This is a genomic window from Clostridium sp. AF50-3, assembly GCF_003477445.1.
Taxonomy (GTDB): Bacteria; Bacillota; Clostridia; order Lachnospirales; family Lachnospiraceae; genus Otoolea; species Otoolea fessa.
The window spans coordinates 118,487-143,686 of record NZ_QUDH01000004.1 but is presented as its reverse complement, the minus strand read 5'-3'; the positions used below and the strand labels follow the sequence as shown (position 1 = coordinate 143,686).

Genomic DNA, 25,200 nt, shown 5'->3' with positions numbered 1-25,200 from the left:
TATCATCAACGCAGGTCCCCTTATGCAGATTTAAATACCTCCCTTCTGCACCGCTTTCACGCCATGTTCCCGCAAAAATGGCTCGTACAATTCCTCTTCTGCTTTTTTCCGCGCTGCCACCGCATCCTCAAGGTTTACGAAGGTTCCAAGGTTGTACACTTTTCCCTGAAAGCCGATCGCTGCCCGCCACCGGGAATTTTCCCGCTGGTAGACGCCTCGGTAGCCGCTTGTATTGTTTGCCGTATTTTTCTGGTTGGCGATTCGTTCCAGGCAGGTTCCGCCTACAAAATGAATCGCTTTTTTCATGTTTTTCTTTCGTGTCTCCGCCTGCAGGCACCCACAGCTCTTGGTTTTTCCCGCGCACAGGCTTTCTTTGGATGCCTCAATCAGGCGTCCGCAGCTACAGACACATTTCCAATATCCGCCTGTCCGGTTGGAATTATCCGCCTCTTCAAGCACTTTCAAACGTCCGAACTGACGGCCTGTCAGATCGATCCGCCGACTGGACGGAAGCTCCTTCCGATAGCACCCGCAGCTTTTCGTATGCCCTGTTTTCAGATGGGACTCCTCCACGGTCTTTTCTTTCCCGCAGTCGCACCGGCACAGCCAGTAATGGCGGCGGCTTTTTGCTGCCTGTTTTATTTCCCGGCAGACAGTCAGACGTCCATACCGGCGCCCCGTCAGATCTTCTCTCACATACTCCACCTCCCCGGCTGACATAATGGGAATTATGTCATATCCACCTGTTTTGTTTTTTCTTTAATTTGCAAGGTTTTTGTCGGATTTTGGATAAAATATCTGTACTTTCAAGTACTGTTTTTTAACGTCTTTGTAGGTTGAAATTTTTTCTCAGAAGTGATAAACTTGATAATAAAATCATATATTTAGATATGTATGCAGATTTTTTTCATTTCATGACATAATTCCCATTATGTTTTTCGTCAATTTTCCCTATCAATCAACAAACCTAATTCCAGCTGTCTGCGGCACGCTTCACGGCTGCTGATGATCGTATAACGTCTTGTCGTTTCCACGCTGCTGTGACCCAGATAGTCTGCCAGACGGACCAGATCGTGATTGCGCTCGTAAAATATCTTGGCAAACAGATGGCGCAGATTGTGCGGATATACCTTGCTCGGAAGAACACCTGCTTCGGCGCAGACGGATTTCATGTCCGCCCACACATTCTGTCTGCGGACTGCCTGCCCGCTTCTTGTGACAAAGATACTGCCTCTCACAATCCGCTGCTTCTGGCAGTACTGCGTCAGATACAGCATCAGCGACTGCGGCAGCAGGATCACCCGCTGTTTTCCCTTACAGTCGATCACTACTTCCCCCTGTGCCAGCGATTCCGCTGTAATATATGAAAGCTCGCTGATTCGTATGCCCGTGCTCGCGATCGTCTGCAATATCGCACAGAGGCGTTCATCGCCGCGCTCCCGCGCCGCCTTAACTAACTTTTGATAATCGCTGCGCGTCATTTCCTGTCTCTCATCACAGAAAATCCGCTTCTGCACCCGGAACGTGCGGACACAGTATTCCTGTCTTCCGATAAAATGAAAGTAGCTGTTCAGAGACGCAAGCATCGAATTGGCGCTGGACGTTTTATAATGAGCTTGCAGATATTCCTTAAAAGATATAATTGTATTTTTATCCCAGTCTTCATCAGCAAACATCAAAAACTTTCTCACATCCCGGCAGTATTTTTCGATCGTGTGGCTGCTTTTTTCCTGTTCTCTCAAATAATCCCTAAATCGTTCCAATTCATTTTGTGTTTCCTGTTTCAATGTATTTCCTCTCTTTCTCACGAAACTTTCTCGCGGATTTGTTTTTTTCGCAGCTGTTTCTTCTTTCACAACTGTGACCACTTTTCTATTTTCTGAAAAGTAATCTTATAGTATACGCACCGGAAACAGAAATCTCGCTAAAAAAACATTTTTGCTCTTTTAATCGGATTTTTGCAGAACCAGACATCACTGCGCCCGAAATTTTTTCACATGGACTCTCTTTGATCTTCACAATAAAAACAGGACAGCCGCTCCCATATTGCTCGGAACAGCTGCCCTGTTTTTTCATATATTTTCTTTTATATTCATTTTACTCGTCCGCCCGGATCGCCCAGCGCATCTTCGTTGAGCGGGCACGCGGGTTCTGTACGCACTCCTGCGCGGACGGGCGCACCACATCTTTGGAATATTCTTTATAGATACCGGCGCGATATCCCTCTTTGAGCGCCGCTTTCACCAGTTTATCCTCTCCGGAATGGAAGGTCAGGATCGCTGCCCGTCCACCCGGTCGAAGCGCATTTGGAAGCTTCTCCATAAACTCATAGAGCACTTCAAATTCCTGGTTTACATCGATCCGGAGCGCCTGGAAAACACGCTGACAGGTCTTCTTGACTGTCTCCTTTTTCTCCTTTTCCGGAAGGAAATCCAATGTTTTTTCAATGATTTCACGGAGTTTCGTGGTCGTATCGATCCGGTTTCCACGGCGGATCTCATCCGTGATCGCTTTTGCCAGCTCCTCGCAGTACGGTTCGTCTGAATTTTCGTACAGCATGCCCGCCAGCTCCTCACGCTCGATCGTGTCAAGGCGCTCGGCGGCGCTGATGCCTTTTTCCTGATTCAGGCGCAGGTCCAGCGGTCCATCTACCTTGAACGAAAAGCCTCGCTTCGGATTGTCAATCTGCATTGAAGACACGCCCAGATCGGCTAAAATAAAATCAAAACCACCCGCTTCTTTGGCAATCTCATCGATTGTACAGAAGTTCTGGAGACGGATTGAAAGCATGTCCTCGCCATAGCCCGCTTCTTCCAGGCGTTTCCGCGTCTTGGCGGATTCCTCCGGATCAACATCGGTCGCATACATATGTCCCTGACCTTTCAGGCAGGCCAGCATCGCCTTCGTATGTCCGCCGTATCCTAGCGTCGCATCAAATCCGACCTGCCCCGGCTGGATCTGCAAAAAATCCAGAATCTCCTGCACCATAATGGAAATATGCATGCCCGCTGGTGTATTTCCCTTCTGAATCACGTGCTGGATCGTGTCCTGATACTTCTCCGGCTGCAGCTCTTTATATTTTTCTTCAAATTTTTTTGGATATTTTCCTTTATATCTGACACGCCGTTTGTGTGGTGTCTGATTTTCCTGATCCATAAAAGCCTCCCATATCTGCTTAGATTTTCCATTGATTTTCCCATCTGTCAAATCGAAAATCATATTGGTTCAAGCATATATGGAAGGCGTTCAAATGTCAATTCTTTCTTGATTTTTCCAGATAAAACGCAGCATCATAGGTATACAATAAAGGTGTTTTGGTTGAAATGTTTCTCCGGGCAGATGTTTGCAGATGAGCCATCAAATCTTTCTGTATATAAAATACTCATTCTCCCCAATGTCTGACGCTCCTGCCTGCCCGGATACTCCTTTTCAACGTGCATAATATGACAAATTGTGTGGCGTTTTGCATCGGCGGGATACTTGACACGGCATCCCGCTTTCAATAAAATGATTATACATCGTACATTGATGTGCGATACAATCCCTTTTTAGCTAATTTATATAATTTTTACTTATTTTTCATGTAATCATACACAACTATGAGTGTAAAAAATTGCACCAGAATCCTACATGGCAAATATACATGATTGCACATCTTATGGATATCTAACAGGAGGTTTTATGACGCACGATAAAAAACGGCTGCTCTCGATCGGCGAGGCAGCCAAAGCGTTGGAAGTGACCCGGCGCATGATTTTAAATTATGAAGACAAGGGGCTTATTCTGCCGGATCAGAGAGACGGTATCAATGGAAACCGTTACTATACAGCAGACACCGTCTCGCGCATCCGGAGCATCCGCATTCTGCAGAATCTCGGTCTGTCGCTGGATGATATCTATGCCTATTATCACGGCACGACGGATCTGGAGCCGCTGATCGCGCGTCTGGAAGATCTGCGTGACGAGAACAGCCGGAATATTGAGAAATTAAAAGAACATTCAAAAGGGCACAATGACTTTGAAATCCGACAGATAGAACTTCCCGCCCAGACCGTTTACTGCCAGGATCTGCATTCGACAGAACTTGAAGACAAGAAAGAGCAATTACGTAGCGTCTTCATCAAGCGATCCGCCAATATGGTTCTGACACCACCCAGCATATGTTTTTCACCGAATACAACCTTTCGAATCCGGGCGATTTTACCTGCTGCATCGCCGTCCCGCCGGAAAGCCTGGGTGAACATCTCGTCACCCTGCCCTGCCAGAAAGCGCTCTGTATCTTTTATCACGGTGCCTATGAAGGTCTTCCGGTAATTGTGAAGCATCTTTGTGCGTATGCTAACAAATATCAGATTCCATTAAAGGGCACCGCCCGCCACCTCTATCTGGAGGGACCGCCCCAGCACAAAAATCCTGAGAATTTTCTGACGCAGGTAGCGGTTCTGGTGGCGGATGATACCCTTTAACCAAAACTAATTTCTCTAATTTTATTATTTTAATTCCTCTGGGCGCAGCACGCATTGACCCACTCTATAAAGTTATCGGCCGCGGCAGCCCGCATGGACATAAACAAAGCCCTGATCCGTATAATCCGTAAAACTCCGGTACTCCGTCAGATCCTCCTGCGCCGCATATCCCGGCGTATTGACTGGAAATACGATCGGCTCCGAACGTGCCTATCTGTATCCAGAATCACTGCCTTACACTTCAATCGCCCCAAACCGGAACGAATACAGGTAGCGCTCCGCCACCCTTTTTCCTGTCATCTGTTCCAGTGCGCGGGTATAGTAGCGCACCTGTGCCTCATAGCGGCGGATCAGAATGTCTGAATTTTCCACATAATCTGTCTTATAATCCACCAGAACCAGCTTGCCATCCTCCTCAAAAAAGGCGTCGATGATACCCTGTATCAGAATCCGCTCATCCGAATCCCACTCGCCCATCTCGCGCGCCGGAATGCCGATGACGAACTGTTTTTCCCGGTACAGTTTCCCGGCTGCTGCCGCTCTCTGCATGCGTTTTCCCAATGAACTGGCTGTCAGTTTTGCCAGATCTGAGCCGCGCACCAACGCCGCCGCCTCGGCGTCCATCCGCCCCTCAGCCGCCAGCTTCGCCGGAAATGCATTTAACTCCTGTCTCGACATTGCCCGCTCAAACGGCAAAAACTGCAACACACGATGGTACGCCGTACCGCGCGTCGCGCCGCCTTTTTCTTCCTGCTCCTTCTCCATAAACACTGGCAGCGTCGGCAGAAATACCATCTCCTCCTCCTCTTCCTCCATGCCCTTTTTCTTGAGTTCAGAAACGGACATCTTGGTGTTGAGACTCAGATCGTCCAGGTATGGGTACTGGAAATGGTAGTTGCTGCTGATGATCGATTCTATTTGCCTGATATTTTCGAGCCGATTTTGCGTGTTTGGATGATTCTCGTCATTCGACAAATGGCTGTCCTCCCCCGCCAGCCACCGCAGCCACTCTCTCGATAACGTCTGGCGTATCTGCGTGCCAATCTCACGGTCGATCTGGTCGGAAAGCGTTTCCATCTGATATGAAATCCACGGATTTTTTTCCGGAATACTCATCAAAATCCAATCCAGATACGAGGAAGCCAGCGTCAGAATCGTATACGGAATCGCCCCGTGTTCGGCTGCCACTGCGCTCCACTTCGCAATCCGATCCTCCAATTTCCGGGAGGACGCCGTCAGAATCAATTTTTCCTTCGCACGCGTCAGCGCCACGTAAAGAACACGCAGTTCCTCGCCCAGCGCCTCCAGTTCCATCCGGCGTTTCATCACATTTTTCTTGAGCGTCGGTCCCTTGATGCGCTTCTCACTGTCCAGATAGTCGGTTCCGATTCCCAGATCCGCGTCAATCAGAAGTTTCCCCCGCGTATCCTGCTTGTTAAAATTTTTTCCCATTCCAGCCACAAACACGATCGGAAATTCCAGTCCCTTGCTCTTATGGATACTCATGATCCGCACCACCGTTCCCTCGGAATCTGCCACCGGCGCTTCACCAAAATCTGTATTGTATTTTTTCAGCTTCTCAATATACCGGATGAAATGGAACACACCCCGGTAGCTCGTCGCCTCATAGGCTGCCGCTTTCTCCACCAGCATATCCAGATTGCCGCGCCGTCCCGCCCCGCCCGGAAGCGCCGACACATAGCGGTAATAGCCCGTTTTGTCGTAAATCCGGTAGAGGAGTTCGTGCATCGGCAGGTAAACAGATTCCTGGCGGAATGTATCCAGGAGAGTAAAGAGTTTTTGGAGTTTTCGGCGCAGGTTATTCTTTTGAATTAATTTATTTTTTTGAAAACGAAACGCATCCGCGATCGACGAATCGTCACTTTCGTCATTCGACTTCACCGGTCCATCCTCGTTCATATACTCCACAACCGCCCGGTAAAGCCCTGCATCCCGCGACCGGTCAACGCCCGCCTTATGTTCCGCCACAATCCACGCCATCTCCTCATCAGAAACGCCGCCAAACGGCGATTTGAGCACCGACGCCAGGGGAATGTCCTGCATCGGATTGTCAATGACTGCCAAAAGATTCAGCACCGTCTCGACTTCCAGCGTATTAAAATATCCCGTCCGAGACTCTGCGACCGCCGGAATCCCCTGCGTCGCCAGCACCTCGATAAATTCTTCCGCCCATCCGCTGACGCTTCGAAGCAGAATCACAATATCCCCGTACTGCGCCCGACGGTAAGCGCCAAGCTCCTTATCCCAGATCGTGATCCCCCGTTCTTTATCCGTCATCTCACGGATCTTTCCGGCGATCATGCGCGCTTCCAGCTCTCTGGCGGTGTAATCGGCTGCCTCATCATCTAACTCGGGGGATTCCGTCTCTTTCTGCGGCTGCACCGACAAATCCACCAGCAAAAGCTCCGTCTTTAACTCATCCAGGCCATCCCGCTCTTCAAAGGCTGCGCCCGGATGCAGTGCCGCATCTTCCGTATAGGATATATTTCCCAGCTTTTCCGTCATGATACGGTAAAAAATCGCATTGATCGATTCCAGTATGTGATCCCGGCTTCGAAAGTTCTGGTGAAGCTCGATCTTCTGGTGCGCGCTCTCCTCCGACGTGTATGTGCTGTATTTTTCCAGAAATAATTCCGGTCTCGCCAGGCGGAATTTATAGATACTCTGCTTGACATCGCCCACCATAAACACATTCGGGCGGTCAAAACGTTCACCGCTGATGCACTGGATCAGCGTCTCCTGAACCAGGTTGCTGTCCTGGTACTCGTCCACCAGAATTTCGTCGTACTGCACGGCGAGCTCATCCGCGACTGTGCCTGGTACGCGCACTGTCCAGGCATTTTTCCCTTGCATCTGATCGGTTTCTTCTGCACTTGAAGTTTCCTCCGCCTCGGAACATTCTGATTCCGGTTCTGTCAGAATCTCCAGCGCAAAATGTTCCAGATCATGAAAATCCACCACATTTTTCTCTTTCTTCTTCGCCCTAAACCGCCGTCCAAATTCCTGAGCCAGCTCCAAAAGTTCCAAAATCCGCTCTTTTCCGGCTTCCATATCCGTAAGCATCTGCTCCGGGGAGGCAAACAGGTACTCTCCTTTTAACTTTTCAACTGCTTTTTTGACCCGGCTGCGGCAGTCGGAAACAAGCGCCTTTTTCTCCGGATCGACCTCCCCGTTTTTGCCGCGGATCGCCGCCAGACGCGAAAACGTAAATTGTTCCAATGCCTCCGAGATCGTTTCAAACGAACCGGCTGCCCCGCAGACTGCCTCCGCATGGCGCAGATCTTCCTCGATCATCGGCAGGTACGGCATCGGTCCTCCCGTCTCCTGGCAGATCTCCCACGCCTCCCGAAGCTGTATTTCCCACTCTTGCGCCTGCAATGCAATATCACGCAAAAGGAACTGCATCCACTCCGTCTGCTCCAGCTCTCCCTGTTCGGTCAGGAGCAGCTCCTCACGGCATTTTTCATACCACGCATCCGGCCACGGGTTACTCTGGGCGAAATTGTAGACCTGCATCACATACTCGGCAATTCCACCGTCCGCCTTGCCCGTCGCATACGCGTCCACAAACTCCTCATACCGTTTCCCGCCGTCGCGGTAATAATCTTCCAGCAGCCCATCCATCACATCAGCGCGCATCAGAAGCATTTCGCCCTCATCGCCGACCCGGAATGCTGGATCGATGTCCAGCCGGTCAAAATGTTCCCGCATGACATGCAGGCAGAAGCTGTCGATCGTCGTGATCTGGGCAAACTGAACCAGAACTGCCTGCTGCTGGAGATGTTCATTTTCCGGCTCCGATTCCAGTTTTTTCTCAATCGCCGCCTGGATCCGCTCCCGCATCTCCGCCGCTGCCGCCCGGGTAAAAGTCATGACAAGCAGGCGGTCTATGTCCTTCGGGTTCTCCCCCTCCGTGATCATCTGGATGATCCGCTCAACCAGCACCGCGGTCTTGCCGCTTCCGGCCGCTGCCGACACCAGGAGGCTTTTCTCCCGCCCCTCAATTACCTGCTTCTGTTCCCTGGTCCAATTTACTGCCATTTCTCGCCCTTTCCTTTTTCATGACTGGTTCTTCTTTCATTCCCACAGTCACAGCCAAACACAAACCTACCGTTCCGTTTCCTTATCCTTTTCTTCCATCTTCCCCCAGATCTCCTCCGGGCTCAGCTTATCAAAACGCCGGAACTGGTAGCCGTCCGTTTTCAAATCAAATCCGCACACACTGTGTACGGGCAATAATCGCACGCCGTTTTCTGACCGTTTTTGTACGGCGACGCCGCAATGTTTCCATCCAGAATCTCCCGCCCCATATGCTTCATTTTTCGGTTCACATACGCGCCCAGCACACGGAATTTTTCTTCCCCTGCCGCCTGCGAACGCCGCTCAACGATCGCCTCATTTTTAATCGAAACCGGCACAACATCCGAATCCGCCGTCGCCTCCTCGCCCAGCCGGTTATCCAGATGTGCCAGTGCCTCCCGATCGCCGTTTACCAGCCCGTTCATCCGCAGTGCCTTCAAAATATCGGCATTCGTCTCCTCCTCCGACTCCACCGGCTTGCGCTCCACCATCGGATCCTCGATATGATAATAGAAAAGCCCCGCTGGAACCACCGTTTTATCCGGGTATTCCCGCCCGATCTTCTCCATCGCCGCATCCATGTAGACGACCAGCTGCAGCTGCAATCCATAATAAATATCCGTCAGGTCAAATTTCGTTTTTCCCGTCTTGTAATCAATGATCTTAAGATACAGCCGGTCGCCATCCTCGCAGAGATCGATTCGGTCAATCCGCCCGCGCAGATGGATCGCCTCCTCGCTTGAAAGCGGAATCCGCATCGCTCTCAGGTGATCCATCGGTGAAAAACTGACCTCAAACCCGGCTGGCTCAAAATCACCTTTTTTTAGCTGTTCCGTCAGTGCCCAGATCGTCCGATCCGTGATCCGGTATACCTTCCGTTCCAGATACTGATTCCGGTACGAGCTTCCCAGAATCGCATTGCCGTATTCCTCCGTGACCGACGCCACGCACTCCGCCACCATTTTCTGGCGGTCTTCCTCCGAAATGCCGGAAAACCGGCGATTTTCCTCTTTCATCCGCGTGAAATACATGTCGATCGCCGCATGGAACAGATTTCCGATATCCGACGGGGCAATCTCGTACATCTGCCGTTCCGACAATTCCAGCCCATACGAAAGAAAATGTGCATACGCACACGACGCATACAGCTCCATACGCGTCACACTGCCCCGCAGAATCGGGCTATAGAGCGCCCGCGCCGCCGCCTTCCCGATGCCCGTATCCTGATAGGTATAAAATGCAGCATCCGAGAGCGCCTGCATTTCATCCCGGTACGATTCTGACTGAATAAAGTATCGGTACAGCGATATAAACTGGTCATTTTCCCCGCTTTTTTCATCCTGCAGTCCCCGAAGCACCCAGCTCATGCCAAGCTCCGGCGACCAGAGCGCTTCCTTCTCTTCCTTCGGCTGTTCCAGACGTTTCTCCGGAAATAATTTAAGCAGCTGCAGCATCAGACTCGAAGGACGCATCGCTTTTCCCTCGGCAGAGGACGCCGCACACGACAGATAGAGATAGTCCGACGGCTTTGTCAGCGCCAGATAGAGATAAAATCGCTGCAAAAAGCTTTCCTCCCGCGCGGTCGGCGCCAATTCTACCTGCATTTCCCGCAGCGCCCGGCGATCCGCCTCCGAAAGGATCCCGCCGCGTCCCGAAACAGACGGCACTATCCCGTCATTGACTCCGGCAAAAAACAACACTTTTATATTGGAAAGACGGGTTCGCGTGATATCGCCGACCACGATCCGGTCCACGACCGCGGGGATCAGTCCTACCTTGATCTCCGCAAAACCGGCGTCCAGAATCTCTGCATACTCCCGCTGTCCCATGATCTCCTCGCCGAGAAGCGCCACAATCCGGTCAAACAGATCCATCACCAGCCCATACACCTGCCCGTACTCCTTGGCAAGACTCATATCGCCCACTTCTTCAAACTGCTGCGCCATCGCCGCCAGCTTCTGCTCCATCTCAAGTGCTTCGAGAAAATGGACCAGCGCCTCCGTCCGCTCGCGCACCGTTGCTTTGCGGTTGGAAAACACCTCCCGAAACGGCAGAAATGGTGTGACAACCGCCTCACGGAACTGATTTAACTCATCCAGATTGATAAGCTCAGCCCCCCGGTACACGCGCTCCCATGTGCTGTTCCACCGCTTAAACCCGCGGATTCCAAGCGCAATCACATAATTTTCCGCCTGATAGATCACTTCCGGTGAAAGCCCCGCAAGCGGCATCACCAGCCCTGTTTTCAGGAATCGAAACACCGATTCATAGGAAAAGCCCGATTGCAGCACCTCCAGCGCCGCCCGGATTAGTTCCACCATCGGGTTACTTAAAATATTTTTCTTATAATCAATAAAACACGGGATCTGATTCTTCTCAAACTGCCTCAGAATCTCCCGGGAATATGTCTCCAAGTCGCCGGTAATCACCGCGATCTCCCGGTAACGGATGCCCTCCGATGCCACCAAACGCCGGATTTCTCCGCATAAGAAAGAGATTTCCGCCTGCGGGGTTGCTGCTTCAATTAGACGCAGGTTTTCCCGACCGTGTTCAGCCGCAGCCCCGCTTTCGTTCCCGCTCCCAGAATGATACACCTTTCCTCTATATCGGAACAATTCATTTTCAATAAATCCCAGTTCCGGGCTGTCCTTAAATCTCCACATTGGTTTTTCTTTCAACAAAATATCCTCATCCCGGCTGCATCCGGCAGCTGCAGCACGGTCAATCAGACGGCAGACGGTATGACGGCTCATGTAAAAGAGCTTCTGCTGCACGCTCTCGCGGTACGGGTTGTCCTCCGGATCCATCGTGACCGTCACGATCACCTTCCGGCAGCACTGGAATAAGAGTTCCAGAAGCTCATACTGGATCGGCGTAAAGCCTGTATAGCCATCCAGCGTCACAACGCTGTCGCGGATGAGCTGTGACTGCGGCAGCACCCGGCAGAGAAGGCTTAAAATTTCTTCTTTTACGATCACTTTTTCCTCGGTATACGCCTGGAATGCCCGGTATAAAACCTGCATATCCAGAAGCTTCTGGCGCAGCAGCGGGCTTTTCGTCTCCCCGATCAGCGTCTCCAGCTTTTCCTCCGTGATGCCGTACTGGAAAAACTCAGACAACATCGATTTGATCTCACTGATAAAGCCCGCCTTGTCCAGATGTCCTCCGAACAGGTACAGATTTCCCCGGACGCCCGATGAAACGCGCCGCAGAACCATCGATTTTCCCATATCATCCAGCACCGCCAGGTTTTCAATCGCCAGCTCCTCAAACACCCGGTATGCCAGGCGCTCAAAGCTGACAATATCGATATTCATCACGCCATGGTTCGGATGCAGCATCACGATCTCTTTCTGCGTCTGCATCGTAAACTGTTCCGGCACCAGCGCAAAAAAACGTCCGTCCGGCTCTTCCATCGACTGACGGATCAGATTTTCATACAGTGTCCGTGTCTTTCCCGAACCAGAACCACCGATTATAAATTGCAACGACATAGTTTTCCCTCTGTCTTTCTGTCTATGTTTTCTGTCAGCTACCAAAGCACTTCCGCCCTGATGCGTCCCGTATCCCCATCTCTTCCCGATATTTCGCCACGGTCCGCCGCGACAGCGTGATCCCTGCTTCCGCCAGTTTTTCTGACAGCACGCGGTCGCTGAACGGCTTTCTCGGATTTTCCGTCTTAATCAGATAGCGGATTGCCTCTCGCGGATCTCCGCCTGTTTCTATCCGATTTACCACTTCTGCCTGAACCGCCGTTTCTTCCTGATTCGCCGCCTCTTCCCGTTCTGCCATTCTTCCCTTATCCGTTGTCCCGAATCCCCCCGCAGCCATGTGTCTTGAAAAGAAATATGACAGCGGAAAAATCCCCCAGCGGCATTGCAGATATTTTTCACGCACTGTCCGGCTCAGCGTCGGCTCGCTGACCCCCAGCGATTTAGCCGCCTGTTTCTGCGTCCACGGAGCCAGTTTTCCACTTCCTTTTGCGAAAAACTCCCCCTGTACGCACAAAATCTCTTCTGCCAGCCGCAACAATGTCTGATTGCGCTGCCCAATGCACTGGCAGACCCATTCAGCTTGTTGGATTTTTCCCTCAATGTAGTCCTTTGCCTCCGTCTCGGTATCTTTCTGCTTCATCAATGACAGATAATACGGATTGACGGCAATCTGCGGCAGTGTCTCATCGGAAAGCTGCATTTCAAATCCGTGTTCCGTCTGGGTAATAATTATATCTGGTACGATATATTTATCATAGTTCTCATCCCCATATCCGCTTCCTGGTTTGGGATTCAGCTCCCGGATCCGCGCTGCTGCCAAAAGCACTTCCTCCAGCTTGCAGGAACATGCACGGGCAAGCTGCTTCATCTGGTTTTTCCCAAGCAGATCCAGATGGTTGGAAATGATATGTGCTGCCAGCATTTCGGTTTGCATCGTTTCATTCTGAACAATATTAATCACCACGCTGCCGTCCTCTGCCAAGCAAGACAACTGCATCAACAGGCACTCCTTCAGTGATCGCGCCCCGATCCCGCGCGGTTCCAGCCTGCCAAAATTTTTCCAGATACGCTCCCCTTCTGTCTCCTCAATTCCCAGCCCAGCGCAGAGTTCTCCAAAATTCACGCTGAGATATCCGCTTGCATCCAGATTTTTGATCATATAGCGGAATATTTTTTCTTCTCTTTTCGTCAGATGCAGCATACACGCCTGTTCCAGAAGCGATTCCAAAAGCCCATCCTGGCTCCAGCCCGGCTCTAATCGTCCCGCCTCTTCTTCCTCATCCTGATAATAGGTCTGGTTCTGGCGGTCAAGGCTGGCAAGTTCTTCAAGTCTGCTGATTTTCTCGTTCAGCTCTCCATTTTCTTCCAGCCGTCCGTTCTCCAGCTCCCGCTCTTCCAGATCCACCACCGGATTTTCCAGCGCCATCTCTTCTATGTACTCTTTAAGCTCTATCTGCCCCATCTGAAGAATATTTGCGGATTGTATCATTTTCTGGGACAATGTCTGTTTGAGCTTTAACTCCTGTTTCAGTTCCATCGTACCACCCCTGAAAAGATGTAAAACGCCCAGATGCCTCGCCGTTTCTGCCTGCGAAGTACCTGGGCGTCCTGTCTTTTGCCTGCTTAATTACTGATCCAGCTCGTCCTCGCCGACCAGCTCATCATACTCCTGCTCGTCCAGAAGCTCATCAAACGCATCTGCCACGATCTCATACTCATCGTCGTCCTCGATGTTTTCCAGGTTCGGCTGTCCGTTCTCGTCCTCGCTGTAACGGTACAGATATACCTCGCCGTCCTCTGCCTCGATGTCATCCATCGGAAGAAGAGCAATATAATCCTTGCCGCCTGCCGGGAAAATCGTCAGAACAACACACTCAATCTCTCTGCCGTCATCCAGTGTCAGTGTCACGGTCATCTCCTCGCCGTTGTCGATCTCTTCCTGCGTCATATTCTTATTATCTGCCATATTTTACCTCTTTCTTTTCTATGCTTTTTCTACGTCCCACAAGATCCATTGACTGAATCCTGTCTTGACTCCACTGTATCAGAGTATTCTGTAAAAATCAAGACTTGACTTCCTCATTGTCCTCTTCATCTGCCGCCTCGTTACTGTTCACGCATACGTGCCCAGTAACGGAATTTGCCGTGGCTTCGCATTTAAATACGGCAAATTCCTGCTACCGCCACGTTTTCTTACGGCACTTTCGGTTCCAAAAGTGCCTACCCGTGTACAGTATCGCCGCTTCATTCCGATACGCCGCCATCTATTCCAGCACCTCATCCGGCATCTGTACACGCATTCCACGTGCAAATGCCCGGTTTAAGCGGATTGTGTGACGTGCCAGCGGGTTAAACAGCATATAGATGCAGAATACCGCCTCTATAAATTCGATTGCCGCCGCCGTTACCAGCATGAAAACCAGCGGAAATGGCAGCCACCAGCTCATCTGAAGCAGCGACACACCGCCCCACACGATACTCGCCCCACGCCCGATCAGCATCAACACCGTAAGCACCGGGCTCTCCCGCAGCATCAGCATATACCAACCATAAAAAATAAACGGTCCCAAAAGCGTCATGACCGCATTTGTTTTCTCCATTCCATAGACAAATGTCATAATCAGATAAAACAGGCAGTACAGAACCCGCACCCCCGTCAGAATCCGTACCATCCAGTGCAATGCCTCATTCTGCTCCCCGTAACCCGGAAGTATTTTTTCCATCTGTTTTACCCACACTGCCCATTCCCGCTGCACTGCAGCGTACTCCGGACGATGCTTTCTCTTTATAAATTGCATTCAGAGTCCCCTCTCTAATATTCAATTCCCCGCCGCGCCAGGATTTTCCGGTCAAACGGATGCTTGATTTTTTCCATCTCTGTCACGTAATCAGCCCGCAAAAGCAGCTCCTCCGGCGGTTTCCGCCCCGTCATCACAACCTCCAGCCCCGCTGGTCTGTGATCCAGAAAATCCACTATATCCGCCAGCTCCAAAAGTCCCGAAGAAAGAGAAGCGCAGACCTCGTCCAACACCAGCAGAACATCGCAGGTTTCACAGAAGTTATTCTCCTCCGGTGCTTTCGAACCGTTCTCTTCTGCTTCCCCACACCGCTTCACTGCCTCACGGCACGCCGTCTCAAACATACTTTTATAATAATCCGCTGCCTCCTGCTTCACTTCATCGGTCATTTTCCACGTGAATCCAAATGTTTTTTCACAGGGAATCAACGTCACCTCCGGGAGCCGCTTTAAAATCTCCACCTCCCCAGACTGGTCCGTTTTTAAAAAGCGGGCAGCAACTACCTGTTTTCCCGTTCCTGCCGCCCGGACCGCCAGACCGATCGCCGCCGTCGTCTTTCCTTTTCCATCGCCGCAGTACAGATGTACACATCCCATATATTTTTCCTTTTCTTCCTTATTTATCTCGCTTTTCAGCGCACCCATACCAACTATCTTATCATATCAAACTGCCAACCACAATATTTGCCCGATTGAAAATTTACATTGAAATATTTGGCATCTTACTGTTCACGCATACGTGCCCAGTAACGTAAATTTCCCCATATACGCAATCTGGCGGTCTGATCCCAAGGACCAGAACCGCCAGAAAACCAAAATCAACAATTCAATTTTTACCAAACTTCAAACTTCTAATTTTTCTATTTGAATGCCGCAACCAGCTCTTCCGCATCCTTATAACCCTGTTTTTTCAGTTCCCCGATATACCACTCGGTTACCGGTTCTACAATCGCCTTGAAAGAATCGATATCCAGATCCTCATACGAGATGACCTCGACGCCATTCTTGGACTGCCATCTGGAGAGGATCTCATCGTCGCCTGCACGGTTGATCTCGCGCTCGTACTGAACGGCAAGTTTGCCGCACTCATCGACTACCTCCTGCTGCTCCGGTGTCAGGCTGTCGTAAATATCCTGGTTGATGCAGAAGAACAGGCAGTCATAGTTTGCATTCCACATGGAAACGTATTTCTGTACTTCCTGTACGCTTGCCGCATCAATCGCCGGAAGCGGGTTCTCCTGTCCGTCTACCGTCCCCTGCTGCAACGCCGTGTAAGTCTCGGACCAGTTCATGTTGGTCGCATCTGCGCCCCACAGCTCGTAGCACTTCATCAGAAGATTTGAACCAGCCACACGCACTTTCAGGTTCTTCATATCTTCCACGGAACGAACCGGGCGCACGCCGTTAGTGAGCTGACGGAAACCATTTTCCGCCATACCCATACAATGCAGGTCATAGGAAGAAAGAATCTCATCCATCTTCTGACCTGCCTCGCCGTCCAGCTTCGCGTCGGCGTCCTCCACCGAATCAAACAGATACGGCAGCGATACCACGTTGAAACGCGGGTCAAATGCTGAATAAATCAAGTTGCTGTGCATCGAAATCTGCACCGGATCTCCGTTCATCAGCGCCTGGATGCCCTCGGACTGGTTTCCACCAGTCAGCTGATCCGCTGCGTAAACATCTACTTTTACCTTGCCGCCCGTTGCCTGATCCATCAGCTCACCAAACTTGCGTCCTGCCTGTGCCCAGGTACTGGTTTCTGTCGTGGAACACGTAAAGTTCCAGGTCATTTCCGGCCAGTTTAGGTCACTGTGATCTTCCACCTGATAGGTCGAAGAATTTTCAATGCCCGCCGTCTTAACTGCACTAGCCGCATTTTCAGTAAAGGTGTTTACCAGATCCTCTGCATCATCAAAGCCCTGGGTTTTCAGTTCTCCGATAAACCATTCCGTTACCGGCTCAGCTGCTTTCTTAAAGGATTCGATGTCGAGATCCTCATATTTCAGCACTTCCACACCGTTCTTAGTCTGCCAGCGATCCAGAATCTCCTCATCGCCTGCACGGTTGATCTCACGCTCGTAAGCAACTGCCTTACGGCCTGCCTCATCAACAACAGCCTGCTGCTCCGGCGTCAGGCTGTCATACAGCTTCTGATTGATGCAGAAGAACAGGCAGTCATAGTTTGCGTTCCACAGGGAAACATATTTCTGTACTTCCTGTACACTCGCCGCGTCAATCGCCGGAAGCGGGTTCTCCTGCCCGTCTACCGTGCCCTGCTGCAGCGCCGTATACGTCTCGGACCAGTTCATATTGGTCGCATCTGCGCCCCACAACTCATAGCACTTCATCAGAAGGTTCGAACCAGCCACACGCAGTTTCAGGTTCTTCATATCTTCCACGGAACGAACCGGATGTTCGCTGTTGGTCAGCTGACGGAAACCATTCTCCGCCATACCCATACAATGCAGGTCATAGCTTTCCAGGATCTCAACCAGCTTGTCGCCCGCCGGACCATCTAAGACTGCATCCGCTGTCTCAACAGAATCAAACAGATACGGCAGTGATACCACATTGAACCGCGGGTCAAATGCCGAATAAATCAGGTTGCTGTGCATCGAAATCTGCACCGGATCGCCGTTCATCAGTGCCTGGATGCCCTCAGACTGGTTTCCACCGGTCAGCTGATCGGCTGCGTAAACATCTACTTTTACCTTGCCGCTGGTCGCCTGCTCCATGAGATCGCCAAACTTGCGTCCCGCCTGTGCCCAGGTGCTTGTCTCGGTTGTGGAACACGTAAAGTTCCAGGTCATATCCGCCCAATCCAGATCGCTGTAATCGCCGATCGTGTTGAAATCGTCATTGTCTGTCTGGGTGGTTCCGCTGTCGCCTCCGGCTGTCTCGCCATTTTCAATGGCTGCCGCACTTCCCAGTGCCGCCGGCAGACAGGTCGAAATCTGCGGAATATAAGTAATTATCAGTAAAACAACAATGGAAGCGGCTGCCATCGGAACGACTGCCCTGGAAATCTCCTGCAGCGTTACGCGGATACCGTCTCTTAATTTGATGCCGATCGCGACAAACAGGTTGACACCGACCGGAGGTGTTACCTGACCAATTGCCAGGTTGACCGTTGCCATGATACCAAATGCGATCACGTTGTAGCCCAGTGCCTTGCAGACCGGCAGCATGATCGGGATGAAAATGTACATCGCAGAATTTGCATCAATAAAGCAGCCCGCGATCAGGAAAATAATGTTACAAATCAGCAGGAAAGTAAACTGGTTGCCTGCCACTCTTGCTAACAGTTCGGAAGCAGCCGTCGAAATACCGAAACGGGTGCAGACAAAGGAGAACAGCGACGCACACGCTACGATCAGCATGATGCCGCCGGTGGTCTTTGCCGAATCAATCAGAATTTCCCACAGGTCTTTAAATTTTACTTCCTTATAAATAACCATGCCGACAAACAGACCGTACACAACGGATACGGCTGCCGCCTCGGTCGGTGTAAAGATGCCTCCGTAGATACCGCCCAGAATGATGACCGGCATCAAAAATCCCCAGAATGCATCCTTAAATGCGTTCCAGCGCTCTTTTGCGGATGCCTTCTCTACGTTGGACGGCACGACATGATTGCGGCGTACCTCCAGCATAACGACAACTACCAGAGCCAGACCCATCAGGATACCCGGGATGATGCCTGCCATAAACATATCTCCGATGGAAACACCTGTGATCGACGCGTATACGACAAACGCGATACTCGGCGGGATGACGATCGCGATGGAACTGGAAGTTGCCATTAATGCCGTCGAGAAGGCTGCGGAGAAACCGCCCCGCTCTACCATCGCCGGAATCAGGACCGCACCCAGGGCCGCTACCGTCGCCGGACCGGAACCGGAGATCGCGCCGAAGAAGCAGGCTACGATGATACACACATTCGCAATGCCGCCTTTTCTGTGACCGACACATGTGTCAACGAAACGGATCAGGCGCGTGGAAATCCCCGCCTTCGCCATGATATTTCCGGATAATACGAAAAACGGAATCGCCAGCAGCAGAAATTTACTGATGCCGGAGTAAATATTCGTCGCGACAATCGTTAAAGAAGTACCGGAATACAGGATCGCCGCCGCGGAAGAAAGTCCCAGACAGACGGAGATCGGCACATTCAGCACTAATAATACGAAAAAGGTAATAAAAAGAACTGCGCTAACCATTTATTTGTCCTCCTTTTTCGTACACTCATCGAGACAGAACTCGATAAAATGAAGAATCATGCACGCCGAACCGATCGGTACAAAGGACCAGAAGATCCACTCCGGCCAATTCAGCACAAAGGTACGTTTCTGGTTCGCAAGCTGCGCCAGTACCTTGTCCATGCCATAGTAAAATAAGATTCCCATAAAGAGAACCGAAAAGATCGTAATCAGAATTACAACCGGCTTCTTTGCTGATTTCGGCAGACGCTCTGTTACCAGATTTAAGCCTACCAATCCGCCCTCACGCGCAGACAGCGCCGCGCCAAGCAGCGTAATTAATACGAAAATAGCAACAACCAGCTCCTCTGTAAAGGACCAGGACTGGTGAATCACCTTACGGGAAAATACATTTCCCACCGTCAGCACAAGGATCAGGAGCATCGTGACTACCAGCACGGTTTTCTCAACCATCGCCACAATATCCATCAGCTTTTTATATCCATTCATACTGCGCTCTCCTCCTAAAATAAGTATCTCATTTTTCCACATTTCTGTCGGCTGTACGCATTCATCTGAACGTTTTTGTGTCATAGGACACAATTTCCTAAGGCATAAAAAAACGCCCCCAGATAATAGGGACGAATGAAGTGCCAGATTTCTGCTAAATGTTCTGTTTTTCTCGGAAAACACGCAAACATATGCAGCACCAAACAAACAAACGCTGCTCCCGCTTGTGCGGGATTCGTACAAAAACAGTGACCGCCGCGCCCTTGCTCTCAGTCAATCGAGGCATGAACGGTTCCGTTTTCATATGGAACTATATCAAACTAAAATTAAATATTGCTGATATGGAATATATTTTACACTTTTTTTATACATACGTCAACCGTTTTTATAGACTACGGTCTATTTTATAAAAGCTGCGTAAAAATAGCATAAAAGAAATAAAATTCTTTCCCTCAACCTATTGATGATTTAATTTTTCTATACTATAATAAACATCATACGCTTTAAAGTGTGAAAATCTTTTGGACAATACAGGAGGATAAAACTCATGGGATTTGAATATGTCAGCAAGCTGCCGACCCCGGACGAGATTCGTGCACAGTTTCCACTGGCACCGGAGCTGGCCGCAGAAAAAGCTCGAAAGGACGCTGCTATCCGTGACGTCTTTACAGGCGACAGCGACAAGTTTCTTGTCATCATTGGTCCGTGCTCTGCTGACCGGGAAGATGCGGTTATTGATTATGTAAACCGTCTTGCCAAGGTACAGGAGAAAGTGAAGGACAAACTGATTCTGGTTCCTAGAATCTACACCAACAAACCTAGAACAACCGGTGACGGCTATAAGGGACTTTTACACCAGCCAAATCCGGAAGGTAAGCCAAACTTATACCAGGGTCTGATCGCGATTCGCAAACTTCACATGCGTGTGATCGAAGAAACCGGCTTCTCGACCGCAGACGAGATGCTATACCCGGAGAACCTGACCTACCTTTCCGACGTTATGTCCTATGTTGCAGTCGGCGCACGTTCCGTTGAGAACCAGCAGCACCGCCTCGTTGCCAGCGGCATCGACGTACCGGTCGGCATGAAGAATCCGACCAGCGGCGCACTCTCCGTCATGCTGAACGCCGTACACGCAGCACAGCACGGTCATGAGTTCATCTACCGCAGCTGGGAAGTAAAGACACAGGGCAACCCGCTGACCCACACCATCCTGCGTGGTGCTGTCAACAAGCATGACCAGTGCCTGCCGAACTACCACTACGAAGACCTGAAGCTGCTCTTAGACCTCTACAACGAGCGTGATCTGAAGAATCCGGCCTGCATCATCGATGCAAACCACTCCAACTCCAACAAAAAATACATGGAGCAGATCCGTATCGTCAAGGAAGTACTCCACAGCCGTCGTCACTCCGACGATATCCGTAATTTCGTCAAAGGCGTCATGATCGAAAGCTACATCGAACCAGGCAACCAGAAAGTTGGCGAACACATCTACGGAAAATCCATCACCGACCCGTGTCTGGGATGGGATGATTCCGAGCGTCTGCTGTATGAAATGGCTGAAGGATTGTAAAATATAGAAATATGCAGAAAAAAAGTCCGGTGGAAAAGCTCCGCCGGACTTTTTTTCGTTAGGAATTCGGATTTCAAAAAGGTTAAAGGATTAAATCTTTTGTATCATGCATTTATTATGGTTATAGTATATCATGCCTATCTCCAAAATGTTTGTATTCTCTTTAAATAAATTATGAAGAAATTCTTAAGATTCACCATTTCGATGCAATAAAAATCTGATTTTCTGCATTAATGAATATTAGGTTTATTGTTCAATTGATTCACATACATAAAAAGAACAGGTTTCGCCATTAAAAAGCTGTACTCCTGCATACAGAGGCTCTCTATCATATGTATATGTCACACTCTTAATATAAAGAAGCGGTGTTCCCTTCTTAACTTTCATCAGTTTTGCTTCTTCGGCCGTGGCTCGGCATAATTCAATCCGCTTCTCTGAGGAAGCAACTCTTACCTTGGCCTCTTCCTGCAGGCACTCAAACAGAGAATTATCATTAAACTGCTTTTCCAGAAGGAAGGAATATTTTACCGGAAAGTAATTCTTCTCAATGGCTACCGGTTCCCCATCCGCTGTACGCAGACGCGAAATATAAACCACATAGGATCCAGGTTCCAGATTTAACTGTTTTTGAATCTTGTCATCTGCCAGAACCAGCTTGTTTTCAAGCATCTGTCCTCCAGGCTTCATATTCATATGACGGCACATTTCTGAAAAGCTCTGGAGATTTTTTATATCCTTCGCGAATTTCTGTCGGCAGATGAAGGTTCCTTTTCCCTGCTTCTTTTCCACAAGGCCCTGGCTCACCAGATCATCCACTGCACGCCGAACTGTGATCCGGCTCACATTGTACTGTTTTGCTAACTCTGCCTCTGCCGGAATTCGTTCCGTTGCATTATAAACCCCATTCTCAATATCTCGTTTCAAACTCTCCACAATCTGTGCATATAATGGAACTATGCTGTTTGGATTTGTATTTATCTCCATACCCTTCTCCTTTTCATTCTTTATAATAATTGAGCCCTACATCTATATAGTCAAAATGATATATAATGTTATATACACTATCATACTATTTGTATTGTTCCATTACAAGCTTTTTTCGTTATTTTAACAAAGAAATTGTATTTTTTTTACTCGGTATAAAAAAGAAAAAAGCAGGCCCACAACAACTACAAGGTTGCAGGCCTGCTTTTATATTATATTTTTGTAACTATTCAGAACTCCATTCGAAAAACCGCTGCTTTGCAGCTTCTGTTTTGCTCATGTGGTTACTTCAATCCTTAATAATCAAATTTCCACATATACCGGCGATATGTCATCGGATGCATTCTCACATCTGCCATTGCTGAAATAAACTGCTTGGAAATCGGATGGAACAGAAGTGAATTGAAGTATTCTGCAACACTCTCATCCAGTTCGCCTAAGCCAAGCTTCTCTGCATCGATAACCCAATGATGACCGCCAAACTGATTTAAGAAGCGTTCTGCTCTCTCATCTACCGGTCTTGTTCGTCCAATGCTCTTGAACAGAAGGATGGCAAGATCCTTGTCACAGGTCTCAAAAGCACCGTGGAAATATTCACCAGAATGAATCGGAACACAGTGTACGGTCTGCATCTCCTGAAAGAAGCAGAATGCATCTGAATAGGATACCTCCCAGGCTGCACCACTTGACATTACATTCCATACAGTATCATCTTTGTAGGTCATGGCAAATTTAGCTGCCTCCGCACGCACATCTGTATATGCTTTTCCGTAAATTGTTTCCAGCTTCTCGAATCCTTCCAGAGCCTGATCATATGCCTCATAATTGTCATATTCTTTTAAGAGCCAGAACGCAATCTTTAACGCCGTGCCCTGGCTGTTGTAATGAACTAAGGTTGGATCCTTATACCACTCATCTGCATGATAGTAGGTAATATAATAATCAGCCGTCTGCGCTGTCAGAGAATCTGCATATCCGGATAAACCAACCGTAACGGCGCCTTTTTCTTTTGCCACCTTTAATGCTTCCACGGTTTCTGCCGTTGCCTTAGTGGAGGTTCCAATCACAAGTGTATTCTTATCTACATTCTTCGGAGTTGCATTCACGAACTCACTGCTGTTATATCCCTGAACACGCAGAGAGCTCTCCTGATTTAACAGAAACCGTGCCGGATAAGAGGATGCAAAGGATCCTCCGCAAGCCACGAAAATAACCTGTTTTAATCCGCCATTTTTATCCAGATCTGCTTTGGCTTTTGTCATCACATCGATGACTTCCTGCATACCTTTAATCATAGAATTAATCCTCTCTTTCTTACGTTTTGCCGTATCTTATCCTCTGAGGCTTTGGTTGCCTGTTCGTCTACCTGATAATGAACTCCATCTGATACAACAACCACACCATAATCTTTTTTCGCTGCCTCTACAGACACCTTTTTCTCAATGACATCCTTTAATACCTTTTCCGGCTCACGCTTCATCGGATCACCATATCCGCCTGCACCAGGAGTTTCAACCCGGATGATATCGCCCTTCTTTAACGGAAAACTGGTTGTCTTGTGTCCCATTTTTGTGATAGTTCCATCCGGAGTTACACGGTAGAATGCACCGGCAGCGCCTTCTTTACCGCCATCTAATCCCCATGGATGGAATTTATGACGATCACCTAATCCGGTATATGCCACATCATCCTGCATCATCTCTAACTCACGCTCGATACCAAGGCCGCCTCTAAACTGGCCGGCACCGCCTGTATCTTCCTTCAGTTCATATTTTCTGGCAAGAATCTTTGTGAACTCCATCTCGGTTGCCTCAATCGGCATATTAGAGGTATTGGTCATGTTTACCTGAACACCAGATAAACCATCTAATCCCTTCGAAGCACCGCCGCCTCCGGCAATAACCTCGTGGAAAATAAACACACTGTCTGTTCCGATTGCACCTTCACCTGCTAAGATGGTGGTGGTACAAGCACCATTACCAGCCGTTACGACGGTATCCGGGAAGATTGGTGCCAATGCTCCGAAAATGGCATCCGGGATTCGCTGCTGGCAGTCAATCTGTGCACCAATCGGACTTGGTTCTGTTGGATTAACGATACAGCCCTTCGGTGCAATGATCTTAATCGCACGGTTAATTCCCTCATTGGCTGGGATATCATCTCCCATTAATGCCTTAATGGAGAAGAATACGGCTGCTTTCGTACAAGGGTACGGCACATTGATCGGTGCTTTAATCTGCTCAGCGGTTCCTGTAAAATCAATTGTCAGGTCATCACCCTTAATGGTAATTTTCACTTTAATCGGAAGCGGATCCGGATATTTGTCGCCGCAGCCATCCACATAATCGGTATAGCTGTATTCTCCATCCGGAAGTTCTGCAACGACTGCACGGACACGGCGCTCCGAATAGCCTACCAGCTCTTTCATGCACTCAATCAAATCGTCCTGATAACGGGCATAAGCTTCCTGAATTCTCTGTACACCGATCAGGTTTGCTGACATCTGTGCGGTCAGGTCGCCCTCTCTTTCCTGTGGAACTCTGGTATTATCAAGAAGAAGGTCCATAACACTCGGAATCAGTTTTCCATTCTGGCGGATACGGATTACCGGAATTCGAATACCTTCCTGGAATAAGCTATCTGCATCTCCGGAGGTAGAACCAGGTACCTTACCACCGATATCTGAATGATGCGCAATATTGGCAATCCAGCCAACCAGTTTATCTCCCACAAAGGCCGGTGCTGCGATTACGATATCCGGCAGATGATTGCCGCCGCCATGATACGGGTCATTGGCAATATACATATCGCCTGGCTGAACATTTTCCTTTCCAAATTTTTCATAAATATTAGGAACTACACTCAGCATTGAGCCTAAAAGTGCAGCTAAACTTTCCACCTGGGCAACACTATTTCCATCCGGATCGATTACTGCAGTACACACGTCGCGACGTTCCTTCATATTAGTAGAATATGCACTGCGGACAATGATTCCATAAGTCTCCTCAGCAATGGACATCAGAAGATTGCGGACAACCTCAACTGTTACGGTATCAATCTGTTTTGCCAT

Annotated in this window: 17 protein-coding genes; 3 read left to right on the top strand and 14 right to left on the bottom strand. The window is 49.4% G+C overall.

Annotated elements, in window-relative coordinates; genetic code table 11:
• Positions 1-30: 30 nt before the first annotated feature.
• The 3 genes from DW085_RS06370 to rsmH form a co-directional block, all read right to left on the bottom strand.
• Positions 31-696, bottom strand: coding sequence for a hypothetical protein (locus DW085_RS06370; RefSeq protein WP_117796377.1), 666 nt, complete (start codon positions 694-696; stop codon positions 31-33).
• Between the two features lie 245 nt (positions 697-941).
• Positions 942-1,787 (bottom strand): tyrosine-type recombinase/integrase, encoded by an 846-nt coding sequence (locus tag DW085_RS06365; RefSeq protein WP_118492009.1) that lies wholly within the window; start codon positions 1,785-1,787, stop codon positions 942-944.
• Between the two features lie 310 nt (positions 1,788-2,097).
• Complete coding sequence (rsmH, locus tag DW085_RS06355) at positions 2,098-3,156, bottom strand: 16S rRNA (cytosine(1402)-N(4))-methyltransferase RsmH (protein ID WP_107000320.1); 1,059 nt, start codon at positions 3,154-3,156, stop codon at positions 2,098-2,100.
• Positions 3,157-3,681: 525 nt separating this feature from the next.
• On the opposite strand from rsmH, the gene DW085_RS06350 reads away from it, so the two are divergent.
• Both DW085_RS06350 and DW085_RS19085 read left to right on the top strand, forming a co-directional pair.
• On the top strand, positions 3,682-4,314 hold the full coding sequence (locus tag DW085_RS06350) for a MerR family transcriptional regulator (RefSeq protein ID WP_182430815.1): 633 nt from the start codon (positions 3,682-3,684) through the stop codon (positions 4,312-4,314).
• Between the two features lie 2 nt (positions 4,315-4,316).
• The gene (locus tag DW085_RS19085; RefSeq protein ID WP_182430813.1) at positions 4,317-4,466 is read left to right on the top strand and encodes a hypothetical protein; all 150 of its coding nucleotides are present in this window, start codon (positions 4,317-4,319) and stop codon (positions 4,464-4,466) included.
• 234 nt (positions 4,467-4,700) lie between these two features.
• On the opposite strand, the gene addA is transcribed toward DW085_RS19085, so the two are convergent.
• The 8 genes from addA to DW085_RS06310 all read right to left on the bottom strand — a co-directional run bounded on the left by addA (position 4,701) and on the right by DW085_RS06310 (position 19,570).
• Complete coding sequence (gene addA / locus DW085_RS06345) at positions 4,701-8,528, bottom strand: helicase-exonuclease AddAB subunit AddA (protein WP_118491871.1); 3,828 nt, start codon at positions 8,526-8,528, stop codon at positions 4,701-4,703.
• A 161-nt stretch (positions 8,529-8,689) separates the two neighbouring features.
• On the bottom strand, positions 8,690-12,061 hold the full coding sequence (locus DW085_RS06340) for a PD-(D/E)XK nuclease family protein (RefSeq protein WP_347474996.1): 3,372 nt from the start codon (positions 12,059-12,061) through the stop codon (positions 8,690-8,692).
• 34 nt (positions 12,062-12,095) lie between these two features.
• Complete coding sequence (gene rpoN / locus DW085_RS06335) at positions 12,096-13,598, bottom strand: RNA polymerase factor sigma-54 (RefSeq protein ID WP_118491869.1); 1,503 nt, start codon at positions 13,596-13,598, stop codon at positions 12,096-12,098.
• A gap of 90 nt (positions 13,599-13,688) precedes the next feature.
• A complete protein-coding gene (locus tag DW085_RS06330) occupies positions 13,689-14,027 on the bottom strand; it encodes a DUF1292 domain-containing protein (protein WP_022358993.1) in 339 nt (112 codons plus the stop codon).
• A gap of 298 nt (positions 14,028-14,325) precedes the next feature.
• Entirely contained in the window at positions 14,326-14,859 is a 534-nt protein-coding gene (locus DW085_RS06325; protein WP_118491867.1) for a hypothetical protein, read from the bottom strand.
• A gap of 14 nt (positions 14,860-14,873) precedes the next feature.
• Complete coding sequence (locus DW085_RS06320) at positions 14,874-15,455, bottom strand: cob(I)yrinic acid a,c-diamide adenosyltransferase (RefSeq protein ID WP_118492007.1); 582 nt, start codon at positions 15,453-15,455, stop codon at positions 14,874-14,876.
• A gap of 263 nt (positions 15,456-15,718) precedes the next feature.
• Positions 15,719-19,081 (bottom strand): TRAP transporter large permease subunit, encoded by a 3,363-nt coding sequence (locus tag DW085_RS06315; protein ID WP_118491866.1) that lies wholly within the window; start codon positions 19,079-19,081, stop codon positions 15,719-15,721.
• A complete protein-coding gene (locus DW085_RS06310) occupies positions 19,082-19,570 on the bottom strand; it encodes a TRAP transporter small permease (RefSeq protein WP_117796365.1) in 489 nt (162 codons plus the stop codon).
• 547 nt (positions 19,571-20,117) lie between these two features.
• Here DW085_RS06310 and DW085_RS06305 point away from each other — a divergent pair.
• On the top strand, positions 20,118-21,146 hold the full coding sequence (locus tag DW085_RS06305) for a 3-deoxy-7-phosphoheptulonate synthase (protein ID WP_118472094.1): 1,029 nt from the start codon (positions 20,118-20,120) through the stop codon (positions 21,144-21,146).
• A gap of 246 nt (positions 21,147-21,392) precedes the next feature.
• Here the strand turns inward: DW085_RS06305 and DW085_RS06300 are convergent, their stop codons facing one another.
• The 3 genes from DW085_RS06300 to DW085_RS06290 form a co-directional block, all read right to left on the bottom strand.
• Positions 21,393-22,130 (bottom strand): GntR family transcriptional regulator, encoded by a 738-nt coding sequence (locus tag DW085_RS06300; RefSeq protein ID WP_118467923.1) that lies wholly within the window; start codon positions 22,128-22,130, stop codon positions 21,393-21,395.
• A 296-nt stretch (positions 22,131-22,426) separates the two neighbouring features.
• Entirely contained in the window at positions 22,427-23,425 is a 999-nt protein-coding gene (locus DW085_RS06295; protein ID WP_118467921.1) for an SIS domain-containing protein, read from the bottom strand.
• Positions 23,422-25,200, bottom strand: coding sequence for a hydantoinase B/oxoprolinase family protein (locus tag DW085_RS06290; protein ID WP_118481819.1), 1,779 nt, complete (start codon positions 25,198-25,200; stop codon positions 23,422-23,424). The genes DW085_RS06295 and DW085_RS06290 overlap by 4 nt, the downstream gene beginning before the upstream one ends.

Coding starts and splice junctions, on each gene's coding strand:
- DW085_RS06325 (WP_118491867.1), bottom strand. CDS start 14,859: ATGCAATTTATAAAGAGAAAGCATCGTCCGGAGTACGCTGCAGTGCAG.
- DW085_RS06290 (WP_118481819.1), bottom strand. CDS start 25,200: ATGGCAAAACAGATTGATACCGTAACAGTTGAGGTTGTCCGCAATCTT.
- DW085_RS06295 (WP_118467921.1), bottom strand. CDS start 23,425: ATGATTAAAGGTATGCAGGAAGTCATCGATGTGATGACAAAAGCCAAA.
- DW085_RS06330 (WP_022358993.1), bottom strand. CDS start 14,027: ATGGCAGATAATAAGAATATGACGCAGGAAGAGATCGACAACGGCGAG.
- DW085_RS06315 (WP_118491866.1), bottom strand. CDS start 19,081: ATGGTTAGCGCAGTTCTTTTTATTACCTTTTTCGTATTATTAGTGCTG.
- DW085_RS06310 (WP_117796365.1), bottom strand. CDS start 19,570: ATGAATGGATATAAAAAGCTGATGGATATTGTGGCGATGGTTGAGAAA.
- addA (WP_118491871.1), bottom strand. CDS start 8,528: ATGGCAGTAAATTGGACCAGGGAACAGAAGCAGGTAATTGAGGGGCGG.
- DW085_RS06300 (WP_118467923.1), bottom strand. CDS start 22,130: ATGGAGATAAATACAAATCCAAACAGCATAGTTCCATTATATGCACAG.
- rpoN (WP_118491869.1), bottom strand. CDS start 13,598: ATGGAACTGAAACAGGAGTTAAAGCTCAAACAGACATTGTCCCAGAAA.
- DW085_RS06320 (WP_118492007.1), bottom strand. CDS start 15,455: ATGGGATGTGTACATCTGTACTGCGGCGATGGAAAAGGAAAGACGACG.
- DW085_RS06305 (WP_118472094.1), top strand. CDS start 20,118: ATGGGATTTGAATATGTCAGCAAGCTGCCGACCCCGGACGAGATTCGT.
- DW085_RS06350 (WP_182430815.1), top strand. CDS start 3,682: ATGACGCACGATAAAAAACGGCTGCTCTCGATCGGCGAGGCAGCCAAA.
- rsmH (WP_107000320.1), bottom strand. CDS start 3,156: ATGGATCAGGAAAATCAGACACCACACAAACGGCGTGTCAGATATAAA.
- DW085_RS06340 (WP_347474996.1), bottom strand. CDS start 12,061: ATGTCGTTGCAATTTATAATCGGTGGTTCTGGTTCGGGAAAGACACGG.